Here is a 22,101-nt window from a genome sequence, read left to right as displayed (position 1 = left end):
TGAACTGCCAGCCAACGCGGGGCAGTCTAACTCCCCGGCCAACGCAGACGCCACTTGAACACCGCCAACCCCCATTCCGCGCGACTGGCCCCGATCCTGTCCGGGCCCGATGCCGGCCCGGAGGCGGGGGCCCCCTGGCTTGCCGCCATCGCGGCGCTGGCCGCGCGCCTGCCGTCCGACCCCGGCGAGCGCCTGGCCGTCGCGGTGCTCGAAACCCTGCGCCCGCTGCGCGCCGACGCCGAGGTGCGGGCCGCTGCCGCCCTGCACCTGTGGCCGGCGCTGCGCGAGGCCCTGCCCGCGGACGGCCTGGAATCGGCCCCGCGGGTGGCCCGCCTGCTCCAAGGCCTGGCCGCGGCCGGCCAGGTCGACGACCTGCACCACCACCGCCAGCGCCAGGGTGGCGCCGAGGGCCTGCGCCGCCTGCTGCTGGCCCTGGTGCGCGACCTGCGCGCGGTGCTGGTGCTGCTGGCGGTGCAACTGGTGCGCCTGCGCGACGCGGGCGCGCTGCCGGCGGGCGAGCGTCGCGCGCTGGCCGAGCTGGCCCGCGACATCCACGCGCCGCTGGCCAACCGCCTGGGCATCTGGCAGCTCAAGTGGGAGCTCGAGGACCTGGCCTTCCGCTGGCTCGAGCCCGACACCTACCAGCGCATCGCCCGCCTGCTCGACGAGAAGCGCGCCGACCGCGAGCGCTTCATCGACGACGCCATCAAGCGCATCCGCGGCGCCCTGGCCGAGGCCGGCATCCGCGACGCCGACATCGCCGGCCGGCCCAAGCACATCTACAGCATCTGGAAGAAGATGCAGCGCAAGGGCGTGCCCTTCAGCGAGCTCTACGACATCCGCGCCGTGCGCGTGCTGGTCGACGACATCCCCACCTGCTACACGGTGCTGGGCGTGGTGCACCAGCTCTGGCCGTCGATCCCAAGCGAGTTCGACGACTACATCGCCCACCCCAAGGGCAACGACTACCGCTCGCTGCACACCGCGCTGGTGGGCCCCGGCGGGCGCACGCTGGAAGTGCAGATCCGCACCCGCGAGATGCACGAACACGCCGAGCTCGGCGTGGCCGCGCACTGGCGCTACAAGGAGGGCGGCGGCGCCGACGCCAGCTTCGAGCGCAAGGTGGCCTGGATGCGCCAGCTGCTCGAGGCCCGCGACGAGCGCGAGGATTCGCTGCTCGAGGGCTTTTCCACCGAACTGGTCGAGGACCGCGTGTACGCGCTCACGCCGCGCGGCGAGGTGGTCGACCTGCCGCGCGGCGCCACCGTGCTCGACTTCGCCTACGCCGTGCACACGGAAGTAGGGCACCGCTGCCGCGGCGCCAAGGTCAACGGCCGCATCGTGCCGCTCGACCACCGGCCGGGCACCGGCGACCAGGTCGAGATCCTCACCGCCAGGACCGCCGAGCCGCGCCGCGACTGGCTGCTGGCCGCCAACGGTTTCCTGGCCACCGGCCGCGCCCGCGACAAGGTGCGCGCCTGGTTCCACAAGATCGACCGCGCCCGCAACCTGCAGGCCGGCAAGGAGCTGCTGGAGAAGGAACTGCGCCGCGTGGCGATGATGCAGGCCGACCTGGCGCCGGTGCTGGCGAAGTTCCGGCTCGAGTCGGTCGACGACCTGCACCTGGCGCTGGCCCTGGGCGACCTGGGCCCCAGCCAGGTCAGCCGCGCCCTGCACGACCATGCGCAGGCGGCGAAGGCGCCGGCGGCCGAGGCCGAGCCCGACTTCGCGCCGCGTCGTCCGGTGCGGCCGGGCAAGGCGCCGTTCGTGGTCGAGGGCGTGGGCAACCTGCTCAGCCAGGTCGCGCGCTGCTGCCAGCCGGTGCCGGGCGACACGATCGTCGGCTACCTCACCCGCGGCCGCGGCGTCAGCATCCACCGCGCCAACTGCCCGGCCCTGCAGCGCCTGCTGCTGCGCCAGCCCGACCGCATGCTGCCGGTGGAGTGGGGCGGCGGGCCCTCGGGCAGTTACGAGGTCGACATCCTGGTGCGCGCCTTCGATCGCAAGTGGCTGCTCAAGGACCTCACCAACGCCATCGCCCAGCAGGGCGTGAACATCCTGGGCCTTCAGTCGAAGGTCGACAGCGACCGCGCGCTGGCCGAGCTGCGGCTGGCGGTGCGGGTGTCGGACTTCGGCCAGCTCAGCGACCTGCTCGGCCGCCTCAACGCGATCCCGGGCGTGCAGGAAGCCCACCGCCTCGGCTGAGTTCAGCTTTGTTGTTTATTCTGGGGCGATGGACGAGGAGCGGGCATGAGCAACAAGCGTGAGCCGGGCTGGAGCGGCACGCCGGAGATCGGCGCGCTCGACCAGCTTGACCTGGACCGGCGCCGCGAACCCGTGGCGCCGCCGCCACGGCCCGCGCCGCCGCGCCGTGCCCGCTGGCCCTGGTGGCTGGCCGGCGCCGCGCTGCTGCTGGTGGTGGCGGTGCTGGCCCTGTGGCGCGAGCGCATCAGCGAAACCCTGATCCCCGACTCCGAGCTCAACCAGGAAATCGAGGCGGCCCAGCTGGCCCTGGCCCGCGGCGAGCTCAGCCGCGCCGATGGCCAGGGCGCGCGCGAGCGTTTCCAGGCCGTGCTGGCCCGCGACCCCGACCACCCGGCCGCGCGCAGCGGCCTGGTGGCCGTGCGCGAGGCGGCCCTGGTGCAGGCGCGCGCCGCGCTCGCCGACGGTGACCTCGCCGCCGCCCACGAACACCTGGCGCTGGCGCGGGCCATGGCCGCGCCGCTGACGGACATCGGCCCGATCGAGGCGGCCCTGGCCGGGCGCGAATCGGCCGAGGCCGACATCGCCGACCGCCTGCAGCGCGCGCGCACGGCCCAGGCCGAGGGCCGCATCGAGCAGGTGCCCGACGGCGCGCTCGCGCTCTACCTCGAGGTGCTGCGCCTGCAGCCCGACAACGCCATCGCGCTCGAGGGTCGGCGCAGCATCCTGGCCGGCCTGCTCAGCCAGGCCGATGCCGCGCTCGACGACGGCGACGCCGCCACCGCAACGGCGCTGGTCGCGCGCGTGGTCGACGCCGATCCCAGCCACCTCGGCCTGCCCGGCCTGCAGGCGCGGCTGGGCGAGGCCCGCGCGGAAACCGAACAGGCCCGCGAGCGCGCCCTGCAGGCGGCGCTGACCGACCTGCGCGCCGGCCGCCCCGAGGCGGCCGCCAGGGGTTTCCTGGCGCTGCTGGCGGCGTCGGGCGACGACATCGAGGCGCGCCAGGGCCTGGACGATGCCGCGGCCGCGCTGGCCGCGCGCGCCGGCCGCGAGGCGGCCGATTTCGACTTCGAGGCCGCCGAAGCCTCGCTCGCCCAGGCCCGGGAGTGGGCGCCGGCGCTGCCGGCGGTCACGGCGGCGCAAGTCCGGCTCGAGCGCGCCCATGCCGCGCGCGACGCCATCCCGGAAACCCCGGACGATCCCCGTGCACTGGCCGCCGCCCTGGACCAGGCCCGCGCCGCCATGCGCGCCGGCGACCTGATCGACCCGCCCGGCGCCAGCGCCTGGGACCACCTGCGCCGCGCCGCCGCCATCGCCCCGGGCCACGCCGACCTGCGCGAGGCCCAGGGCGAATACGATCGCCGCGCCCGCGCCTGTTTCGAGGACGAACTGGCCGGCAACCGCCTCGGCGCGGCCCAGGCCTGCCTGGATGCGATGGCCGTGCGCGAGCGTGGCGGCGGCAGCCTGGACGACGATCGCCGGCGACTGGCCGACCGCTGGCTGGCTTTCGCCGAGGAGCGCCTGGGCGCCAGCGAACTGGCGCTGGCGCGGCGCGCACTGGACGCCGCGCGCGGTGTCGACCCGTCCAACCCGCGCCTGGACGCCTTCGCCGAGCGCCTGCGCCGCGCCGGCGGCTGATCAGCGCGCCGGCAGGCCGTCGAGCAGGGCGCGCAGCACCGGCCGCACCGCCTCGGGCGAGAAATGCCGGCGGGTGTTGGCCAGCCCGCCCTCCGAGAGCCTTTGCCACAGCGCCGCGTCGGCGTGCGCGCGCAGCACGGCGTCGGCGAAGGCCGCCGCGTCGTCGGCCACCAGGGCCTCCTCGCCTTCGCGCAGGTGCATGCCTTCCACCGCGCAGTGCGTGGCCACCACCGGCAGCCCATGCGCCAGCGCCTGGTTCACCTTGCCCTTGACGCCGGCGCCGTAGCGCAGCGGCGCCACCGACAGCCGGCACTGGCGCAGCAGCGGTGCCAGGTCGGGCACGTGGCCGTGCACGCGGATGCCGTCGTGGCCATCGAGCGCCGCGATGTCGGCAGGCGCCTCGGCGCCGACCACGTGCAGGGTGATGCCGGGTTCGCGGGCGCGCACGCGCGGCAGGATTTCGGCGGCCAGCCAGCGCACCGCGTCCACGTTCGGCGGATGCCGGAAGCCGCCGACGAACAGCAGGCCCGAACGGGCCTCGAAGCCCGGGCCGCCGGCCACGGGTTCGTGGATGTTCGACACCACCCCGACCCGCGCGCCGGGCGCGAGCGTCGCCAGCAGCTGGCGCTCGGCTTCGCTGACGACCCAGGTGCGGTCGCTGCGTGCAATTAGATCCAGCTCGATGCGGCGGGTGCGTTCCGCCGCGCGCAGGCCGGCGCGGTCGCCGGCCAGTTCGGCGGCGCGCTGTTCGCGCAGGAAGTGCAGGTCGACGGTGTCGAACACCAGGGCCGCGCGCGGCGCGTGCAGGCGCAGCAGCTCCAGCACCGGCCCGAGCACGGTGTGGCGGGCGGCGACCACCAGGTCGAAGCCGGCACCGTGGCGCGCCAGCCAGCGCGGCAGGCCGCCCAGCCACGGCTGGTGCCAGGTTTCGACGCCCAGCTGCTGCAGCGCCCGCGTGTAGTCGCCGTCGTGGCTGCCGGATTCGTTGAAGAAGGCGACGTGGCAGCCTTCCTCGCGCAGCAGGCGCAGCAGCGCCAGCATCCGCACCGAGCCCGAGTCGCGGTCGGGCATCGGCGTGCAGGCGTCGAGCACCAGTACGCGATGGCGACGGCCGCGTTCGCTGGCCGCGTCGGCGCCCGCGGTCGGCGGCAGGTGCGCCTGCTCAAGCACCTCGCGCCAGCGCCCGACGAAGCGGCCACGGTTGATGGCCTGGTGCGCCTTCATGCCGGCGGTGGGGTCGGTGCCGGCGCTGGCGCCTTCGTGGTGCACGACCACCGAGGCCGGCTGGTAGCGCACGCGCAGGCCTTCGCGGCGAACGCGCATGCCCAGGTCGGCGTCTTCGTAATAGGCCGGCGCGAAATGCGCGTCCAGGCCGCCCAGGCGCGCGAACAGCGCGCGCGGGATCGCCAGCGCCGCGCCCGAGCAGTAGTCCACTTCGCGCACGAAGTTGAAGCGCGGGTCGTCGGGGTGTTCGAAGCGGCCGTGGTTCCAGCACAGGCCGTCGCGGAAGATGATGCCGCCGGCTTCCTGCAGCCGGCCGTCCGGATACACCAGCTTGCTGCCGGCCGCGCCGGTGTCGGGATACGCGTCGAAGGTGGCCAGCAGCGCGTCCAGCCAGCCGGGCACGACCGTGGTGTCGTTGTTGAGCAGCACCAGGTACTCGCCGCGCGCCATCGCGGCGCCGGCGTTGATGCTGCCGATGAAGCCGAGGTTGCTTTCGTTGCGTCGCAGGCGCAGGCCGTCGATGGTGGCCAGGAACTCGGTGGTGCCGGCGGGCGAGGCGTCGTCGACGACGATGACTTCGAAGCCCGCCTGGTCGCCGCTGTCGGCGAGGGACTGCAGGCAGGCCAGCGTCAGCGCCGGCTGGCCATGGACCGGCACGATGATCGAGGCGCGGGGCGCGTCGGGGCAGGGCAGGCGCAGTTCGCCGGGCGCCGCCGGCGCGCGTGGCGCGGCCGCGACGAAGGGCTGCGGTGGCGGCGACGGCCGCAGGCGCGCCAGCGTGCCGCGCAGGCCACGCACGCGCAGGCTGGCCCAGCCGCGCCGGCACAGCGAAAGCAGGCGCCGCCGTCGCCAGGCCAGCGCCTCGAGCCACAGGCGCAGCGGCGATGCCGTTGCGCGGGCCGCGGGCTTGGGGGGCGAGGCATCCATGCGGTGGTGTTCAGTCTCGGGTTGGGGCGGGGGGACGGCGGCCTGCTAGACTCGCCGCACCCCGGGATTATCCACGTCCGTGCCCCGCAGCGCTCCCCAGAAAAAATCCGGCTCCCAACCCGCCCGCCCGCGCTGGCGCACCTGGCTGTTCCGGGGCCTGCTGCTCATGTTGGGCCTGGCCGTCGGCGTCGGCGTGCCGGTTTTCTACGTGCTCGACAAGCGCGTGCAGGCCGAGTTCGACGCACTCGTTTGGCAGGTGCCCACGCGCGTGTACGCGCGGCCGATGCTGCTGCAGCCGGGCATGCGCCTGGATGCCGACACCCTGCTGATCGAGCTCGGCGTCGCCGGCTACCGCGAAGACGGCGGCGACCTGCCCGGCACCTGGTCGCGCGAGGGCAACACTTTCCGCATCGGCACCCGCGCCTTCACGGATCTCGACGGCCCGGTGCCGGCGATGCGCCTGGAGCTGGTGCTCTCGGGCGGCAAGCTGGCCTCGGTCAGCGACCGCAAGGCGGGCAAGCGGCTCGAGTCGGCGCGCATCGACCCGGCGCGCATCGCCACGCTCTATGGCGACGTCAGCGAAGAGCGACGCCTGGTGCAGCTCGAGGACGTGCCCTCGCTGCTGGTCACCGGGCTGCAGGCGGTCGAGGACCGCAACTTCAAGCACCACCACGGCATCGACCCCTGGGGCATCCTGCGCGCGGCCTGGGTGAACGCGCGCGAGGGCGAGATCGAGCAGGGCGCCAGCACGCTGACCCAGCAGCTGGTGCGCAACCTGTTCCTTAGCCGCGAGGTGGCCTGGAGCCGCAAGGCCAAGGAAGCCGCGTATTCGATCATCATCGAGGCACGCTACGACAAGCAGCGCATCCTCGAGGCCTATTTCAACGAGGTCTACCTGGGCCAGCACGGCAACCAGTCCATCCACGGCATCGCCGCGGCTTCGGAATTCTGGTTCGGGCGCGACCTCTCGACCCTGCGCACCCAGGACATGGCCCTGCTGGTGGGCATGATCCAGGGCCCCTCGCTCTACGACCCGCGCCGGCGCCCGGAAGCCGCGAAGAAGCGCCGCGACCTGGTGCTGGCGATGTGGCGCGACACCGGCCTGATCAGCGCCGAGGAAGCAAAGCAGGCGATGGCCTCGGGCCTGGGGGTCAGCGCCCGCCCCGGCGTGGCTTCCAACCGCTACCCGGCCTTCATGGACCTGGTGCGCCGCCAACTCGCGCGCGACTACCCGGCCGATGCGCTGCGCGGCGCCGGCCTGGTGGTGCTCACCACGCTCTCGCCTTCGGGCCAGGTGCTTGGCGAACGCGCCGTGTCCGGCACGCTCGACAAGGTGCAGCGCAAGGACGGGCCGGCGCTGCAGGCCGGCCTGGTGCTCACCGACACCGACGGTGGCGAGGTGCTGGCCATGGTCGGCAACCGCGACGCCGACCAGCCCGGCTTCAACCGCGCGCTCGAGGCGCAGCGCCCGGTGGGCTCGCTGCTCAAACCGATGGTCTACCTGCTGGCGCTGGCGCAACCGGACCGCTGGTCGCTGGCCACGCCGGTCGAGGACGCGCCGGTGGACATCGTGCTGCCCAACGGCAAGCGTTGGAGTCCGGAGAATTCCGACGGCCGCAGCCACGGCACGGTCAGCCTGGCCGATGCGCTGGCCTTGTCCTACAACCAGGCGACGGTGCGCGTGGGCATGGAGGTCGGCCCGGCGCGCCTGGCCGAACTGCTCAAGGTGCTGGCCGGCCTGCGCGCCCAGCCCAATCCCTCGCTCATCCTGGGCTCGGTGGACCTGAGCCCGTTCGCGATGGCGCAGGTCTACCAGTTCCTCGCCTCCGGCGGCCAGATCCAGCCCCTGCGCGCGGTGCGCGGCGTGCTCGACGAGAAGGGCAAGGCGCTCAACCGCTACGACCATGCCGCGCCGCCGGCGCAGGAAGGCGACGCCATCGCCGCCCGGCTGGTGACGCTGGCCCTGCAGGACACCGTGCAGCGCGGCACCGCCCGCCAGCTGCTCGCCGACGGCCTGGGCCACCTGCGCCCGGCCGGCAAGACCGGCACCAGCAACGACAGCCGCGACAGCTGGTACGCCGGCTACACCGGCGACCACCTGGCCGTGGTGTGGGTGGGCAACGACCGCAACGAGCCCACCGGCCTGTATGGCTCCACCGGCGCGATGCGGGTGTGGTCGTCGCTGTTCGCCAAGCTGCCGAGCGCGCCGCTGGACGTGGGCATGCAGGGCCTGGAATGGGGCTGGGTGGACGCCGAGGTCTACGCCACCACCGAGCAGGACTGCGAGGGCGCGAGGCGTTACGCCTTCGTCGCCGGCTACCTGCCGCCCGAACACGTAAGCTGCCGGCGCAACCGCTGGCTGGACTGGTTCCGTTTCGGCGACGACGACCGCCGCGAACGGCGCGAACAACGGGAAGACTGATCGTGAAGCTCCGAACCACCCTCGTGCTGGCACTCACCGCGCTCCTGGCCGCCTGCGCCACGCATCCCGCGCCGCAGGCGCGGCCGGCGGCGCGCGCGAAGGCCGATACCGACGCGCTGGTCGCGAAGGTGCGCGCCGCGGGTGCCCAGGGCGTCGAGCTGGAAGTGCAGCCGCTGCGCGATCCCCAGGTCGAGGACCTTCGCCACGAGGCCGAAGCGCTGGAGGCCGCGCGCAAGTTCAAGTCGGCCAGCGAAGTGCTCGACCTGGCCCTGGCCATCGTGCCGGGCGACCCGGGCCTGCTGCAGTGGCAGGCCGAGCTGGCGCTGCAGCGCCGCGCCTGGGAACGCGCCGAGGCGCTGGCGATCGAATCCTTCGAGCGGGGCCCGAAGCTCGGCGGCCTGTGCCGCCGCAACTGGGCCACCATCGGCCACGCACGCACGCAGCGCGGTGCCGTGACGGCCGCGGAGGTTGCCTTCCGTCAGGGTGATTCCTGCACGGTGGCGCCGCCGGTCCGCATGTAAGTGGGCGACCTGGCCGAACGCACCCGGGCCGCGCTGGCCGCCGACGGCCCGCTGGCGACGGGGCTGGAGGGCTACGCGCCGCGCGAGGCCCAGCTGCACCTGGCGATGGACGTGGCCCAGGCGATGGACGATCGCGCCACGCTGGTGGCCGAGGCCGGCACCGGCACCGGCAAGACCTACGCCTACCTGGTGCCGGCGCTGCTATCGGGCCAGCGCGTGATCATCTCCACCGGCACCCGCGCGCTGCAGGACCAGCTCTACCACCGCGACCTGCCGCGCGTCCGCCAGGCGCTGGGCGCGGGCCTGAAGACGGCGCTGCTCAAGGGGCGCGCGAACTACCTGTGCCTGTACCGGCTCGAGCAGGCCAAGGGCGAGAAGTTCCAGTCGCGCGAGGTCGTGGCGCAGTTCCAGCGCGTCGTCGCCTGGGCCGGGCGCACGATGCGCGGCGACCTCTCCGAACTGGCCGACATCGCCGAGGATTCGCCGCTGTGGCCGCAGGTCACCTCGACCACCGACAACTGCCTGGGCAGCGAATGCCCGTTCTGGGACGAGTGTTTCGTGGCCAGGGCGCGGCAGCAGGCGCAGGCCGCCGACCTGGTCGTGGTCAACCACCACCTGCTGCTGGCCGACTTGGCGATCAAGCAGGAGGGCTTCGGCGAGATCCTGCCGGGCGCGGCGGCCTTCGTGCTCGACGAAGCGCACCAGCTGCCCGAACTCGCCTCGCAGTTCTTCGGCGAAGGCCTGGGTGCCCGCCAGCTGCTCGACCTGGCGCGTGATGCGCTGGCCGAGTGCAAGAACGTCACCGCCTCGCTGGCGAGCGTGATGGGCCCGGCGCGGGCGCTCGAGCAGGCGATGCGGGATGCGCGCCTCGCCTTCGAGGGCCTGCCCCAGCGCGGCCCGCGCGCGCGCCTGCTGGCGCAGGAAAAGGCGCTTCCCGCGCTGCAGCACCTCGCGAACACCCTGGCCGACCTGCAGCGCGTGCTCGGGCCGCTCTCCGACGCGTCGCCCGGCTTCGCCGCCTGCGGCGACCGCGCCGTCGAACTGCGCCGTCGCCTCGACGCCTGGCTGGGATTGGTGGGATTGGGGACAGGTGCATTTTCCGCCGGCGCAGCGTCGGCGGACGACGATGACGTGGCGGAAAATGCACCTGTCCCCGAATCGGACGTGGCGTGGTACGAGCTGACGCAGCGCGGCTTCACCCTGCAGCGCACGCCGCTCGACGTTTCCGGGCCGCTGCGCCGCTATCGCGAGCACAGCCGCGCGGCCTGGATCTTCACCTCGGCGACGATGGCGGTGGACGGCCACTTCGCGCACCTCTCGCGCCGGCTCGGGCTCGACGAGCCGCGCGAACTGCTCCAGCCCAGCCCCTTCGACTGGGCGAACCAGGCCCTGTGCTACCTGCCGCCGGGCATGCCCGAACCCAACAGCCGCGAGTACGTCGATGCCGTGCTCGACGCGGCCTGGCCGGTGCTCGAGGCCTCGGGTGGCCGCGCCTTCCTGCTGTTCACCTCGCACCGCGCGCTGCGCCAGGCCGCCGAGGCCCTGGCCGATGCGCCCTGGCCGCTGTTCGTGCAGGGCACCGCGCCGCGCAATACCCTGCTCGAGCGTTTCCGCGCTTCGGGCAACGGCGTGCTGCTGGGCGCGGCCAGCTTCTGGGAGGGCGTGGACGTGGCCGGCGAGGCCCTGAGCGTGGTCGTCATCGACCGGTTGCCCTTCGCCGCGCCCGACGATCCGGTGCTCGAGGCGCGGCTAGAGGCGGTGCGCCGCCGCGGCGGCAATCCTTTCCGCGACGAGCAGCTGCCGCAGGCGGTGATCGCGCTCAAGCAGGGCGTGGGCCGGCTGATCCGCAGCGACGCCGACCGCGGCGTCCTGGTGCTGTGCGACCCACGCCTGGTCTCCAAACCCTACGGCCGCAGCTTCCTCGCCAGCCTGCCGCCGTTCCCGCGCACCCGCGATGTCGAGGACGTGCGGCGCTTCTTTGGCGCACAATCGCCGGGCGACGACACCCCACCGCAAAACGAGGACTGGCCGTGAAGCTGTTGGCCATCGAAACCAGCACCGAGGCCTGCTCGGTGGCGCTGCTCGACGACGGCGAGATCACCCTGCGCCACGAACTCGCGCCGCGCCGGCATACCCAACTCGTGCTGCCCTGGGCCGAGCAGCTGCTGGCCGGCGCCGGCCTGCTCAAGTCGCAGCTCGACGCCATCGCCGTCGGCCGCGGCCCGGGCGCCTTCACCGGCGTGCGCCTGGGCATCGCCCTGGTGCAGGGACTGGCGCTGGCGCTCGACCGGCCGGTGCTGCCGGTGTCCACGTTGGCGGTGCTGGCGATGCAGGGGCAGGGCGCGGACATCCTCGCGGCCATCGATGCGCGCATGGGCGAGGTCTACCTCGGCCGCTTCGTGCGCGATGCCGACGGCCTGGTGACTGCCGCCGCCGACGAAGTGCTGTGCCCGCCGGCCGAGGCGCCGCTGCCGCCGGTGGCGGTGCAGGGCGTGGGCACGGGCTTCGCTGCGGAAGACGGCGCGCTCGTGGCGCGCCTGGGCGGTTTGCTGGCCGGCTTCGATGCCGGCGCGCTGCCGCGCTCCGACGACCTCGCGCGCCTGGCGCAGCGCGCCTTCGAACGCGGCGAGGCGGTGGCGCCCGACGCGATCGAACCGGCCTACCTGCGCGACAAGGTCGCGCTCACCCTGGCCGAGCAGGGCAAGCCCCGCCCGGCCTGAGGCCGCGGCTCACTCTGCGGGCGTTTCCGCGAGGCGGTCGAGCAGGCGCACGCCGAAGGCCGAGGCGCCCAGCGGCACCGTCGGCAGCGGCTGGTCGTCGCGCCAGGCCATGCCGGCGATGTCCAGGTGCGCCCAAGCCACGTCCTCCGGCACCCAGGCGCCGATGAAGGCCGCGCCCACGCCGGCGCCGGCGCGGCGGCCGCCGCCGTTGCGCAGGTCGGCGATCGGCGAGGCCAGGTCGCGCAGGTAGTTCGGGTGCAGCGGCAGCCGCCACAGCTCCTCGCCCGACTCGGCGCCCACTGCGATCATGCGCCGGGCCAGCGCGTCGTCGCGGGTGAACAGGCCCGCGTACTCGTCGCCCAGCGCCGTCACCACCGAACCGGTGAGCGTGGCGACGTCGACGATCAGGCGCGGCTTGAAGCGCTCGTTGGCGTAGTGGATCGCGTCCACCAGCACCATCCGGCCCTCGGCATCGGTGCTCATGATCTCGAAGGTCTTGCCCGAGAGCGTGCGCACCACGTCGCCCGGGCGCGAAGCGCCGCCGTCGGGCATGTTCTCGGCCAGCGCGGCGACGGCAACGACGTTCACCGGTGCCTGGCGGCGGGCCAGCGACAACACCGCGCCGGTCACCGCCGAGGCGCCGGTCATGTCGTACTTCATGCGCCACATGTCCTCGCCCGGCTTGAGCGAAATGCCGCCGGTGTCGAAGGTGATGCCCTTGCCGGCGAACACCATCGGCGCCTCGCCGCGCGGCCCGCCCTCGTAGGCCACCACCAGCAGGCGCGGCGGGCGCTTGCTGCCCTGGCCGACGGCCAGCAGCGAGTTCATGCCCATCTCGCGCATCTGCTTCTCGTCGATCACCTCGATGCGCACCTTGGGCACGCCGGCGAAGGCCTGGCGGGTGCGCTCGACGAAGCTTTCGGGGTAGACCACGCTGGCCGGCTCGGTGACCAGGTCGCGGCTGAAGCGCACGGCCTCGGCCAGCGGCAGCCAGCGCGACTGCCAGGCGCGGCGCGCCGCGCCCGGATCGCGCGTGAGCACCACCAGCTCGCCGCGGCCGAGCACCGGCGCGGCCGGGTCGGCATTGCGGTACTGGCGAAAGGCGTACTGGCCCAGGTCGGCGCCCAGCAGCAGGTGCTCGGCGCCGCCTTCGGGCCAGAGCAGCTCGATGCGCGGCGCGGCGCTGAGCGCGCCGGCCTGGCCGACCAGGCCACCCACGTCCTCGAGCAGGCGCGGGCTGGCCGCCTCCTCGCCCAGGCCCACCAGCACGACCTGTTCGAACGGCCCGGCGCCGGGCAGGTTCAGCACCACGCCGCGATCGCCGGTGAAGCCGGCCGCGGTGGCGGCGCGACGCAGTGCTCCCCCGGCGCGGGCATCGAGTTCGGCGAAGCTGCCCTCCTCGGGCAGGCCCTTGCGCACGGCCACGGCGACGGCGCCGCCCTCCGGCAGCGCGTAGGGCGCCAGCGACAGGCTGCGCTGGGCCAGCGCGGCCGGCGCCGCGAACGCGGCCAGCAGGGCCAGCAGGGCCAGCAGGGGAAGGGTCAGGCGTTGCAGCATCGGGACATCCTCGGCTTCGGTCAGCCCGCGAGCATAGTCCAGGTGGCCCGCCAGGCTGCCGACACGGCGTGAAGAGCGGGCTTCAGTCGCCGATGCGCCCGTCGTTCGTCGCCGCCGGCAGCGCCGCCACCACCGGCAGGATCTGCCCGCGCGAGAGCGGGGCGATGTCCAGGCCTCCCGGCGCGGCCGGATCGACCCAGGCCAGTTCCACGATTTCCGCGCGGGGCGCCGGCGTGCCGTCGACCCCGGCCAGGAAGACCTCGGCGCGCACGCGCCGGCCGGGCTCGTTGACCGCCACGTCCTCGAACTCGCCCAGGCGCACGGCGCCGGGCCGCAGGGCCACGCCGATCTCCTCCCCGAGTTCGCGCGCCAGCGTCGCCAGCGAGTCCTCGCCCGGTTCGCGCTTGCCGCCGGGCTGGATGAAGATCGTGCTGCCGCGCTTGCGCACCAGCAGCACGAAGCCGCGGGCATCGCGGATGACCGCGGCGACGGTGCGGATCAGCGCCATCGGCTCAGGGCAGCAGCACCAGCGTGGCCAGGCCGAGGAAGCAGAAGAAGCCCATGACGTCGGTGACGGTGGTGAGGAAGATGGCGCTGGCCAGGGCCGGGTCGAAGCCCAGGCGCTTGAGCGTCAGCGGCACCATCACGCCGGCGATCGAGGCGAACAGCAGGTTGGCGCACAGCGCGGCGAAGATCACCGCCGAAAGCTGCCAGTCGCCGAACCACAGCCAGACCGCGCCGGCCAGCACGCCGCCCAGGGCCAGGCCATTGAGCATGGCCACCCGCGCCTCCTTCCACAGCAGCAGGTTGGCATTGGTGCGACTCACCTGACCCAGGGCCAGGCCGCGCACCATCAGCGCCAGCACCTGGGTGCCGGCGTTGCCACCCATGCCGGCGACGATCGGCATGAGCACCGCCAGCGCCACGATCTTCTCGATGGTGTCCTCGAAGCGGCCCACCACGCTGGCCGCCAGGAAGGCCGTGCACAGGTTGATGCCCAGCCACAGCACGCGCCGGCGCGCAGCGCGCGCGACGGGGCTGAACATGTCCTCGTCCTCGTCCAGGCCGGCGGCGCTGAGCGCCTGGTGCTCAGCCTGCTCGCGGATGATGTCGACGACGTCGTCGATGGTGATGCGGCCGAGCAGGATGTTGTTCTCGTCCACCACCGGCGCGGAGATCCAGTCGTGGTCGGAGAACATGCTGGCGACGACGCTCGACGGGGTGTCGACCGGGATGGCCGGCTGTTCGTCGTCGAACAGTTCGTTGATCGGGGTGCTGGCGTCGTGGGTGAGCAGGGCGGCGATCGAGACGCGCCCGAGGTACTGGTGCCGGCGGCTGACGACGAACAGGTGGTCGGTGTGCTCGGGGATCTCGCCGCGCAGGCGCAGGTAGCGCAGCACGACGTCGACGGTGACGTCGGTGCGCACCGTGATCACGTCCGGGTTCATCAGGCGGCCGGCGCTGTCCTCGTCGTAGGACAGTACTTTCTCGAGCCGCTCGCGGTTCTCCCGGTCCATCGACTTGAGCACTTCGTCGATGACGGTGTCGGGCAGGTCCTCGGCCAGTTCGGCGAGGTCGTCGATGTCGAGGTCCTCGACCGCGGCGATGATCTCGTCGTGGTCCATCTCGGCGAGCAGGCTCTCGCGCACGTCGTCGCCGACGTGCACCAGCACCTCGCCGTCGTCCTCGGGATCGACCAGGCCCCAGACGATGTTGCGCTTGGCCGGCGGCAGCGATTCGAGCAGGTTGCCGATCTCGGCCGGCGAGAGCGTGTTCACCAGCCGCCGCACCGGGCCGAGCCGGCCGGAGTCGAGCGCGTCCGACAGCAGCCGCAGCTGCCGGGCGGTCTTGTCGTGGTGGACGGCGTCGGCCATCGGCAGGCTCCGGGAAAGGCCCGCTCATTATGCGTTCCCCGCCCCGGCTTTTGGGAGGCCCGGCTGCCTTTCTCGGGCCCTTCAGGCCGGCTGCGTGGCTGAGTGGCGCCGCCGCGCACGCGTACGACTCGCCGCCCGGCCGCGCGCAAGCGTCATCCCTGACCAGCTTACGGCCGGCCGTTCGGGCATCCTGCCCTCCACTTCGTCGAGTCGTACGCGTGCACGCCGTCGCTCCGGTTGTCGCGGGCGGCCTTCAGGGACGCGGCGTGGCTCCCGCTTTCCCTTCGGCCTCCACCCGCGAAAGTGGCGAGTCGCCCAAGCCGGAACAGACAAAAGCTTCGCGCCTGAAGGCGCTCCTGCAGTTGGTCGTGGGGGCTCAGCAGCGGTCGAGCCAGCGCTCGATGGCGGCGCGGTCGTGGCAGCGCAGGAGGGTGGTGGCGCGGCGGCGGAGGCTGGCGTGGTCGGCGTCGCGGATGGCCTTGCGCACCTCGAGCAGGGTCGAAGGGTGCAGGCTGAAGTCGCGCAGGCCCAGGGCGAGCAGCAGCGGCACGTTGGCGGCGTCGGCGGCCATTTCACCGCAGACGGCCACCGGGATGCCGTTGCGGCGGCCGAAGGCGAAGATCTCGGCCAGCAGCCGCAGCACCGCCGGGTGCCGCGGCGAGTAGAGCTCGGCCAGCGCCTCGTGGTTGCGGTCGGTGGCCAGCAGGTACTGCACCAGGTCGTTGGTGCCCACCGACACGAAGTCGACCAGGTCGACGATGTCGCCCAGGCCCAGCGCCACCGCCGGCACCTCGATCATCGCCCCGAGTTCGGCCACCGGCCCCACCTGGTGGCCCTCGGTGCGCAGCTGCGCGCGGGCCTGCTCGAGCAGCTCGCAGACCTTGAGCATCTCCTCGCGGCCGCTGACCATCGGCACCAGGATGCGCACCGGCCCGTAGGCGCTGGTGCGCAGGATCGCCCGCAGCTGCGTCGTGAACAGCGCCGGGTGCGCCAGCGACAGCCGCACCCCGCGCAGGCCCAGCGCCGGGTTCGGCTCGCTGCGCAGCGCCAGGCCGGTGCGGTCGGCCTTGTCGGCGCCCAGGTCGAGCGTGCGGATCGTCGCCACCCGCCCGGCCATGCCCAGCACCAGGTCGCGATAGGCCAGGAACTGCTCTTCCTCGGTGGGCAGCTCATTGCGCTGCAGGAACAGGAATTCGGTGCGGTACAGGCCCACGCCGTCGGCGCCCAGCCCGTGCGCCTCGGCCACGTCCTCGCGCGACTCGGCGTTGGCGTAGAGCCGGATGTCCACGCCGTCGCGGGTGCGCGTGGGCTGGCGGCGCAGCCGGGCCAGCTCGGCGCGCTCGCGGCCGATCTCGGCCTGCCGGGCGTGGTAGCGCTTGAGGTCGGTGGGGCCCGGGTCGAGCACCAGTTCGCCGAGGCTGGCGTCGAGGATCAGCGCGTCGCCGTCGTTGGCGTGCGCGAGCAGCTCGGGCACGTTCACCAGCAGCGGCAGGTGCAGGCTGCGGGCCAGGATGGCGCTGTGCGAGAGCGGGCTGCCGGTGCTGGTGGCCACGCCGACCACGCCGCGCGCCTGCCAGGCGGCCAGCTCGGCAGGCGCCACCGACTCGCACACCAGGATCTCGCCGGCCAGGCCCGCGATCTCTTCGCCCTCGCGCCGGTGCAGGGCGGCGTGCACGCGGCCGATCACGTGGTCGAGGTCCTCGACCCGGCTGCGGAAATAGTCGTCATCCATGCCCTCGAACACCGCCGCCAGCCGGTCGCGCTGCAGGCGCAGCGCGTAGTCGGCGCCGTAGCGGCCGGTGCGCACCAGGTCCTCCAGGCCCTGCAGCAGCTCCGGGTCGTCGAGGATCATCGTGTGCAGGTCGATGAACTCGCCGACCTCGTGCGCCAGCGCCCCGTGCAGGCGTTCGCGCAGGGCGCGCAGTTCGGCGCGGGTGGCGTCGAGCGCGGCGCGCAGGCGCGCCAGTTCGGCCGGCACCTCGTCGGCGCCGATCCGGCTTTCCTCAACCGAAAGCGCGCGCGGCTGCAGTACGCGTGCGCGGCCCAGCGCGATGCCGCGCGAGGCGCTCACGCCGCGCAGCGCGCGCCGCATCAGCCGTCCTCGTCGAAGCCGCGCTCGAACAGCGCGGCGGCGGCGGCAAGGGCCTCGGCCTCGTCGTCGCCGTCCACCCGCATCACCAGGGTGGCGCCCGGCGGCGCGGCCAGCAGCAGCACGCCCATGATCGACTTGGCGTTCACCTCGCGGCCGCGGCCGAGCAGGGTGGCCTGGGCCTTGAAGCCCGACAGCAGCTGCACGAGCTTGGCGGCGGCGCGTGCGTGCAGGCCGAGTTTGTTGGACACACGCAGTTCACGCTCAAGCATCGTCGGCCACCACTCCATTGCGGGCGCCGGCGGCAGCCGTACGCGCGAGTTCTTCCAGGGTTTGCTCAGGATAATTCATTACCCGAAGCAGCATCGGCAGCGACAGGCCGCTGACCCGCCGCGCCGCCGTGCCCAGGTGCACCAGCTTCGCCGCCAGCCGGGCCGGGCTGGCGCCGTAGAGGTCGGTGAGCAGCAGCACGCCGTCGCCGCCGTCGACCCGGCGCATCGCGGCGCTGGCATCGGCCAGCAAGGCCTCCGGGTCGGACTCCCAGGGCACCTCGAAGGCGCCGGCGGCCAGCGGCAGCCCGCCCAGTGCGCGCTGCGCGGCGGCGAGGACGGCCGGACCGATGCCGGGGTGGCTCAGCAGGAGTATTCCGACGGACATGTTGGAAAGTTACCAGACCGGTAGGGGACAGGTGCAATTTCCCCCGGGGCAATTCCGTCAACCCGGCGATGCAGTGGGGAAATTGCACCTGTCCCCGGGCGCCCGCCGGGCTATTCGAGCTCGCGGTGGAAGGTGAGCACGTGCTCGCGACCCCGGGCGCGGCAGTGCGCGGCCAGGCGTTCGGCCAGGTAGACCGAGCGATGCCGGCCGCCGGTGCAGCCGAAGGCGATGGTCAGGTAGCTGCGGGTGCCGGCCTCGAAACGGGGCACCCAGGTTTCGAGGAACTTTTCGACGGCCTCGACGAAGTCGAGCACCACCGGGTCCTGCTCGAGGTAGTCGCGCACCGCCGGGTCGCGGCCCGACAGCGGCCGCAGCCGGGCGTCCCAGTGCGGGTTGGGCAGGGCGCGGGCGTCGAACACGAAGTCGGCGTCGGCCGGCAGGCCCTTCTTGTAGGCGAACGATTCGAACAGCAGCGACATGCCCTGGCGCGTGCCCACGCCCAGCGCCGTGGTCACCTCGCGGCGCATCTGGTGCACGTTCATCTCGGAGGTGTCCATCACCAGGTCGGCGATGGCCTTGAGCGGGCGCAGGCGCAGGCGCTCGAGCTCGATGGCGTCGGCCAGGGCCAGGCCGTCGTGGCTGAGCGGGTGCTTGCGGCGGGTGTCGGAATAGCGCTTGAGCAGCACCTCGTCGCGGGTCTCGAAGAACACCAGCTGGTGCTCGAAGCCCAGCTCACCCAGGGCCGACAGCCACTGCGGGATGCGGTCGAGCTCGGAGGCGTTGCGCACGTCGATGCCCACCGCCAGACGCGGCACGTCGAGGGCGTCGGTGGCCACGGCCTTGACGAACTGCGGCAGCAGTTCGACCGGCAGGTTGTCGGTGCAGTAGACGTCGAGGTCCTCGAGCGTCTTGAGCGCCACCGACTTGCCCGAACCGGACATGCCGGTGATGACGTAAAGCAGCGGGCGCGTGGTCTCGTCGCTCATTGCGGATCCCCTTGTTGCAGGAAGGCGCTGTGCCGGGCCAGGAAGGCCGCGGCCGGGTCGATGCCCTTGCTGCGCAGCAGGTGCAGGCGCACGGCGGCCTCGGTGAGCACGGCCAGGTTGCGGCCGGCCGCCACGGGCAGCGCCACCACCGGCACGTCGAGGTCGAGCACCTTGCGGCTGCCGGTCTCGCCGGTGATGCGCGCCATCGCCTCCTCGCCCTGCTCGGGCGACTGGTCCAGGTGCACGATCAGGCGCAGGTACTTGTTCCGCTTCACCGCGGTGTCGCCGAACATCTCGCGGATGTTGAGCACGCCCAGGCCGCGCACCTCGAGCAGGTCCTGCAGCAGTTCCGGGCAGGTGCCGTCGAGCACGTCGGGCGCGATCTGGGTGAACTCGGGGGCGTCGTCGGCCACCAGGCGGTGGCCGCGGGAGATCAGCTCGAGCGCCAGTTCGCTCTTGCCGGCGCCGGAGTCGCCGGTGACCAGCACGCCGATCGAATAGATCTCCATGAACACGCCGTGCAGCGTGACCCGCGGCGCCAGCGCGCGCGCCAGGTGGTACTGCAGCAGGTTGAGCAGTTCGTAGCCGCGCCGCGGCGACACCCACAGCGGCGTTTCGCTTTCCTCGGCGGCCTCGCGCAGGTCGGCCGGGCAGCTCTGGTTCTGGGTGATCACCAGGGCCAGCGGCCGCGACTCCATGATCTTGAACAGGATCTCCCAGCGCGTGCGTGCGTCCAGGCCGTCGAGCCAGGCCAGCTCGGCCGAGCCGATGATCTGCACCTTGTTGGGGTGGATGACGTTGAGGTAGCCGGCCAGCGACGGGCGGCGCGAAAGATGCTCGCCGCGCTCGATCAGGCGTTCGCCGCCGCGCTGACCGCCGACCCAGCGCAGCTCGAGGCGCTCGCCCAGTTCATCGAAGAGTTCACGGGCGCGCAGGCGATCGGCCATGGCTCAGGCCTCGAGGGTGGCGGGCTGCCAGCCCGAGAGCAGGGCATAGAGCGCGGCCGCGTCGCTCGCCGCACGCAGGCGGCCGCGGAAGGATTCCTCGCCGAACATCTCGGCCAGCTGCGAGAGCAGCACCAGGTGCTGCGAGGTGAAGTGCTCGGGCACGACCATGGCGAAGACCAGGTCGACCGGCTGCCCGTCGGGTGATCCGAAATCCACCGGCTCGGGCAGGCGCATGAAGCAGCCGCTGGCGGTGGCGACCTGGGCGCTGCGGCCGTGCGGGATGGCCACGCCGTGGCCCAGGCCGGTGCTGCCCATGCGTTCGCGGCCGACCAGGGCGTCGAACACCGCCCGCTCGACCTCGGGGTTGCCACCGGCAAGCAGCGCGGCCGCCCTTTCGAGCAGCCGCTTCTTGCCGGGGACGGACCCGGGCACGACCACGCGGCCCGGGCTGAGCAGGTCCAGCAGGTGCACGTCGTCAGCCGAAGCTGTCCGTGCGGGCCGCCGAGGCGCCGCGATGGTGGTCGGTCATCTTTTCCTTCTGCTTGATCAGCAGGCGGTCGAGCTTGTCGGCCAGCAGGTCGATGGCGGCGTACATGTCGGGGGCGATGGCGTCGGCATGCAGGGTCTTGCCCGCCGTGGCGATGGTGGCCTCGGCCTTCTGCTCGAGCTTGTCCACCGACAGGATGACCCGCGCCTCGGCATGGTGGTCGTAGTGGCGGGCGACGCGCGCGAACTTGTCGTTGACGTAGTCGCGAAGGGCCTGGGTGACTTCGATCTGGTGGCCGTTGATGTCGATCCGCATGGTCACGCTCCTCCTGGTTGGGGTGCAGCCAAAGCTAATCACGCCGCTTGCTAACGCGGCGTGACCAGAGTCAAAAGACGGGAAGGTTCCTTGTTCATCAGCCCAGCCGTTGCCTTTCGCTGGAGGCGGGGATGTTCATGGCCTCCCGGTATTTTGCCACGGTCCGGCGGGCCACGGGGATGCCCTCGGCCTTGAGGATTTCCGCCAGTTTCTGGTCGGAAAGCGGTGCGCGCGGATCCTCGGACTCGACCCGCTTGCGGATCATCGCCTGGATGGCCGTGGCCGAGGCCGCGCCGCCGTGCTCGGTGGCGATGCCGGAGCTGAAGAAGAACTTGAATTCGAAGGTGCCGCGCGGCGTGCGCAGGTACTTGCGGGTGGTGGCGCGGGAAATCGTGGATTCGTGCAGGCCCAGTTCCTCGGCCACTTCGCGCAGCGTGAGCGGCCGCATCGCCTCGTTGCCGTGGTCGAGGAAGCCGCTTTGCTGGCGCACGATGGCCCGGGCCACCCGCAGCAGGGTGTCGGCGCGGGTCTCGAGGCTGCGGATCAGCCAGCGCGCCTCCTGCAACTGCCCGCGCAGGTAGCTGTCGTCCTCGCGGCTGGCCTTGCCGATCAGGCCTTCGTAATGGCGGTTGATGGCCAGCCGGGGCTGGCTGCCGGCGGCCAGGGCCACCTTCCACACGCCGTTGTTGCGCCAGGCCACGGCGTCCGGGGCGATGTATTCGGCCTCGCCGCCGCCGACCCGGCTGCCGGGGCGGGGGTCGAGCGAGCGCAGCAGGGCCACGGCCTGGGCCATGTCCTCCTCGTCCCGGCCCAGCTGGGCGGCCAGGCGCAGCGGGCCGAGCCGGGCCAGGGCGTCCAGGTGGCCGCGGGCCAGTTCGCGGGCCAGGGCCAGGCCGGGCGTTTCGGCGCTGAGCAGGGAGAGCTGGACGCACAGGCACTCGGACAGGCTGCGCGCGCCCACGCCCACCGGGTCCAGGCGCTGGACGGTGTGCAGCACGCATTCGATCTCAGCCTCGCTTGCGACGATCTCCGGCGCCAGCGCGGCCTGGATGTCGGCCAGCGGGCCTTCGAGGTAGCCGTCGTCGTTGATGGCCTCGACCAGGGCGTGGCCGATGGCCAGGTCGCGCGGGCCCAGGTGGCTGAGGTTGAGCTGCCAGAGCAGGTGGGCGTGCAGGTCGACCGGGGCGGCGGTGGCGTTGTCCTCGCCTTCGCCGCGCTCGTAGTGGCGCTCGCCGGTGGCGGCTTCCTGCCACTCGACCGCCTCGGCCGGTTCGTAGTCGGGCTCGGCCGCGTCGGCGCCGGCGTCCGGGGGCTCTTCGCCACCGGTTTCCTCGCCGTGCGCGTGCTCGCGCTCGTCGCCGCGCTCGAGCAGCGGGTTCGACTCCAGGGCCTGGTTGAGCTCGGCTTCCAGCTCCAGGGCCGAAAGCTGCAGCAGCCGGATCGCCTGGCGCAGCTGGGGCGTCAGGGTCAGCTGCTGGCCTAGGCGGGTCTGGAGGCTCGGCTTCATCGCGTTCCGCGGGGGCGGCGGCGCCGGG

General features: G+C 73.1%; 18 protein-coding genes. 6 read left to right on the top strand and 12 right to left on the bottom strand.

Annotation, left to right across the window (positions count from 1 at the left end; translation table 11 throughout):
• Positions 1 to 84: 84 nt before the first annotated feature.
• Entirely contained in the window at positions 85 to 2,205 is a 2,121-nt protein-coding gene (locus C6N40_RS02045; protein ID WP_425477640.1) for a RelA/SpoT family protein, read from the top strand.
• Positions 2,206 to 2,250: 45 nt separating this feature from the next.
• Positions 2,251 to 3,840: a hypothetical protein gene (locus tag C6N40_RS02040; protein WP_106989331.1), complete on the top strand. Its 1,590-nt coding sequence runs from the start codon at positions 2,251 to 2,253 to the stop codon at positions 3,838 to 3,840.
• On the opposite strand, the gene C6N40_RS02035 is transcribed toward C6N40_RS02040, so the two are convergent.
• On the bottom strand, positions 3,841 to 5,991 hold the full coding sequence (locus tag C6N40_RS02035) for a glycosyltransferase (protein ID WP_106989330.1): 2,151 nt from the start codon (positions 5,989 to 5,991) through the stop codon (positions 3,841 to 3,843).
• Positions 5,992 to 6,070: 79 nt separating this feature from the next.
• Here C6N40_RS02035 and mrcB point away from each other — a divergent pair, with 79 nt between their 5' ends.
• Genes mrcB through tsaB form a run of 4 tightly spaced genes read left to right on the top strand, consistent with a single transcriptional unit; the run spans position 6,071 to position 11,654 of the window.
• Positions 6,071 to 8,413: a penicillin-binding protein 1B gene (gene mrcB / locus C6N40_RS02030; RefSeq protein WP_425477634.1), complete on the top strand. Its 2,343-nt coding sequence runs from the start codon at positions 6,071 to 6,073 to the stop codon at positions 8,411 to 8,413.
• A gap of 2 nt (positions 8,414 to 8,415) precedes the next feature.
• Positions 8,416 to 8,934 (top strand): hypothetical protein, encoded by a 519-nt coding sequence (locus C6N40_RS02025; RefSeq protein ID WP_106989329.1) that lies wholly within the window; start codon positions 8,416 to 8,418, stop codon positions 8,932 to 8,934.
• The gene (gene yoaA, locus C6N40_RS02020; RefSeq protein ID WP_240183416.1) at positions 8,935 to 10,968 is read left to right on the top strand and encodes a DNA repair helicase YoaA; all 2,034 of its coding nucleotides are present in this window, start codon (positions 8,935 to 8,937) and stop codon (positions 10,966 to 10,968) included. It begins immediately after the preceding gene.
• A complete protein-coding gene (gene tsaB, locus C6N40_RS02015; protein WP_106989328.1) occupies positions 10,965 to 11,654 on the top strand; it encodes a tRNA (adenosine(37)-N6)-threonylcarbamoyltransferase complex dimerization subunit type 1 TsaB in 690 nt (229 codons plus the stop codon). The genes yoaA and tsaB overlap by 4 nt, the downstream gene beginning before the upstream one ends.
• 9 nt (positions 11,655 to 11,663) lie before the next feature.
• On the opposite strand, the gene C6N40_RS02010 is transcribed toward tsaB, so the two are convergent.
• The 11 genes from C6N40_RS02010 to C6N40_RS01960 form a co-directional block, all read right to left on the bottom strand.
• Positions 11,664 to 13,211, bottom strand: a complete 1,548-nt coding sequence (locus C6N40_RS02010; RefSeq protein WP_106989327.1) for a leucyl aminopeptidase — start codon at positions 13,209 to 13,211, stop codon at positions 11,664 to 11,666.
• An 82-nt stretch (positions 13,212 to 13,293) separates the two neighbouring features.
• Positions 13,294 to 13,719: an NUDIX hydrolase gene (locus tag C6N40_RS02005; RefSeq protein WP_106989326.1), complete on the bottom strand. Its 426-nt coding sequence runs from the start codon at positions 13,717 to 13,719 to the stop codon at positions 13,294 to 13,296.
• Between the two features lie 4 nt (positions 13,720 to 13,723).
• Positions 13,724 to 15,085 (bottom strand): magnesium transporter, encoded by a 1,362-nt coding sequence (gene mgtE / locus C6N40_RS02000; protein WP_106989325.1) that lies wholly within the window; start codon positions 15,083 to 15,085, stop codon positions 13,724 to 13,726.
• 376 nt (positions 15,086 to 15,461) lie between these two features.
• On the bottom strand, positions 15,462 to 17,177 hold the full coding sequence (ptsP, locus tag C6N40_RS01995; RefSeq protein ID WP_106989324.1) for a phosphoenolpyruvate--protein phosphotransferase: 1,716 nt from the start codon (positions 17,175 to 17,177) through the stop codon (positions 15,462 to 15,464).
• Positions 17,177 to 17,446: an HPr family phosphocarrier protein gene (locus tag C6N40_RS01990; protein ID WP_106989469.1), complete on the bottom strand. Its 270-nt coding sequence runs from the start codon at positions 17,444 to 17,446 to the stop codon at positions 17,177 to 17,179. Before C6N40_RS01990 ends, ptsP begins: the two co-directional genes overlap by 1 nt.
• The gene (locus C6N40_RS01985; RefSeq protein ID WP_106989323.1) at positions 17,439 to 17,831 is read right to left on the bottom strand and encodes a PTS sugar transporter subunit IIA; all 393 of its coding nucleotides are present in this window, start codon (positions 17,829 to 17,831) and stop codon (positions 17,439 to 17,441) included. The genes C6N40_RS01990 and C6N40_RS01985 overlap by 8 nt, the downstream gene beginning before the upstream one ends.
• A 110-nt stretch (positions 17,832 to 17,941) precedes the next feature.
• Positions 17,942 to 18,817 carry an RNase adapter RapZ gene (gene rapZ, locus C6N40_RS01980; protein WP_106989322.1) on the bottom strand — a complete coding sequence of 292 codons (876 nt, stop codon included), beginning with the start codon at positions 18,815 to 18,817 and terminating at the stop codon, positions 17,942 to 17,944.
• The gene (hprK, locus tag C6N40_RS01975; RefSeq protein ID WP_106989321.1) at positions 18,814 to 19,764 is read right to left on the bottom strand and encodes an HPr(Ser) kinase/phosphatase; all 951 of its coding nucleotides are present in this window, start codon (positions 19,762 to 19,764) and stop codon (positions 18,814 to 18,816) included. Before hprK ends, rapZ begins: the two co-directional genes overlap by 4 nt.
• 3 nt (positions 19,765 to 19,767) lie before the next feature.
• Positions 19,768 to 20,235 carry a PTS sugar transporter subunit IIA gene (locus C6N40_RS01970; RefSeq protein ID WP_106989320.1) on the bottom strand — a complete coding sequence of 156 codons (468 nt, stop codon included), beginning with the start codon at positions 20,233 to 20,235 and terminating at the stop codon, positions 19,768 to 19,770.
• A 4-nt stretch (positions 20,236 to 20,239) separates the two neighbouring features.
• Entirely contained in the window at positions 20,240 to 20,566 is a 327-nt protein-coding gene (gene hpf / locus C6N40_RS01965) for a ribosome hibernation-promoting factor, HPF/YfiA family (RefSeq protein WP_106989319.1), read from the bottom strand.
• A gap of 97 nt (positions 20,567 to 20,663) precedes the next feature.
• The gene (locus C6N40_RS01960; protein ID WP_106989318.1) at positions 20,664 to 22,073 is read right to left on the bottom strand and encodes an RNA polymerase factor sigma-54; all 1,410 of its coding nucleotides are present in this window, start codon (positions 22,071 to 22,073) and stop codon (positions 20,664 to 20,666) included.
• Between the last annotated feature and the right edge of the window lie 28 nt (positions 22,074 to 22,101).

It is taken from the genome of Arenimonas caeni (genome assembly GCF_003024235.1).
GTDB classification, from domain to species: Bacteria; Pseudomonadota; Gammaproteobacteria; order Xanthomonadales; family Xanthomonadaceae; genus Arenimonas; species Arenimonas caeni.
Note: the sequence above shows the minus strand (reverse complement) of the source record. Positions and strands in the feature narration are given on the sequence as shown.

Excerpts from the sequence above, each read along its gene's own strand:
- C6N40_RS02040 (WP_106989331.1), top strand. The coding sequence starts at position 2,251 with ATGAGCAACAAGCGTGAGCCGGGCTGGAGCGGCACGCCGGAGATCGGC.
- C6N40_RS02035 (WP_106989330.1), bottom strand. The coding sequence starts at position 5,991 with ATGGATGCCTCGCCCCCCAAGCCCGCGGCCCGCGCAACGGCATCGCCG.
- C6N40_RS02010 (WP_106989327.1), bottom strand. The coding sequence starts at position 13,211 with ATGCTGCAACGCCTGACCCTTCCCCTGCTGGCCCTGCTGGCCCTGCTG.
- C6N40_RS02005 (WP_106989326.1), bottom strand. The coding sequence starts at position 13,719 with ATGGCGCTGATCCGCACCGTCGCCGCGGTCATCCGCGATGCCCGCGGC.
- mgtE (WP_106989325.1), bottom strand. The coding sequence starts at position 15,085 with ATGGCCGACGCCGTCCACCACGACAAGACCGCCCGGCAGCTGCGGCTG.
- ptsP (WP_106989324.1), bottom strand. The coding sequence starts at position 17,177 with ATGCGGCGCGCGCTGCGCGGCGTGAGCGCCTCGCGCGGCATCGCGCTG.
- C6N40_RS01990 (WP_106989469.1), bottom strand. The coding sequence starts at position 17,446 with ATGCTTGAGCGTGAACTGCGTGTGTCCAACAAACTCGGCCTGCACGCA.
- C6N40_RS01985 (WP_106989323.1), bottom strand. The coding sequence starts at position 17,831 with ATGTCCGTCGGAATACTCCTGCTGAGCCACCCCGGCATCGGTCCGGCC.
- rapZ (WP_106989322.1), bottom strand. The coding sequence starts at position 18,817 with ATGAGCGACGAGACCACGCGCCCGCTGCTTTACGTCATCACCGGCATG.
- hprK (WP_106989321.1), bottom strand. The coding sequence starts at position 19,764 with ATGGCCGATCGCCTGCGCGCCCGTGAACTCTTCGATGAACTGGGCGAG.
- hpf (WP_106989319.1), bottom strand. The coding sequence starts at position 20,566 with ATGCGGATCGACATCAACGGCCACCAGATCGAAGTCACCCAGGCCCTT.
- C6N40_RS01960 (WP_106989318.1), bottom strand. The coding sequence starts at position 22,073 with ATGAAGCCGAGCCTCCAGACCCGCCTAGGCCAGCAGCTGACCCTGACG.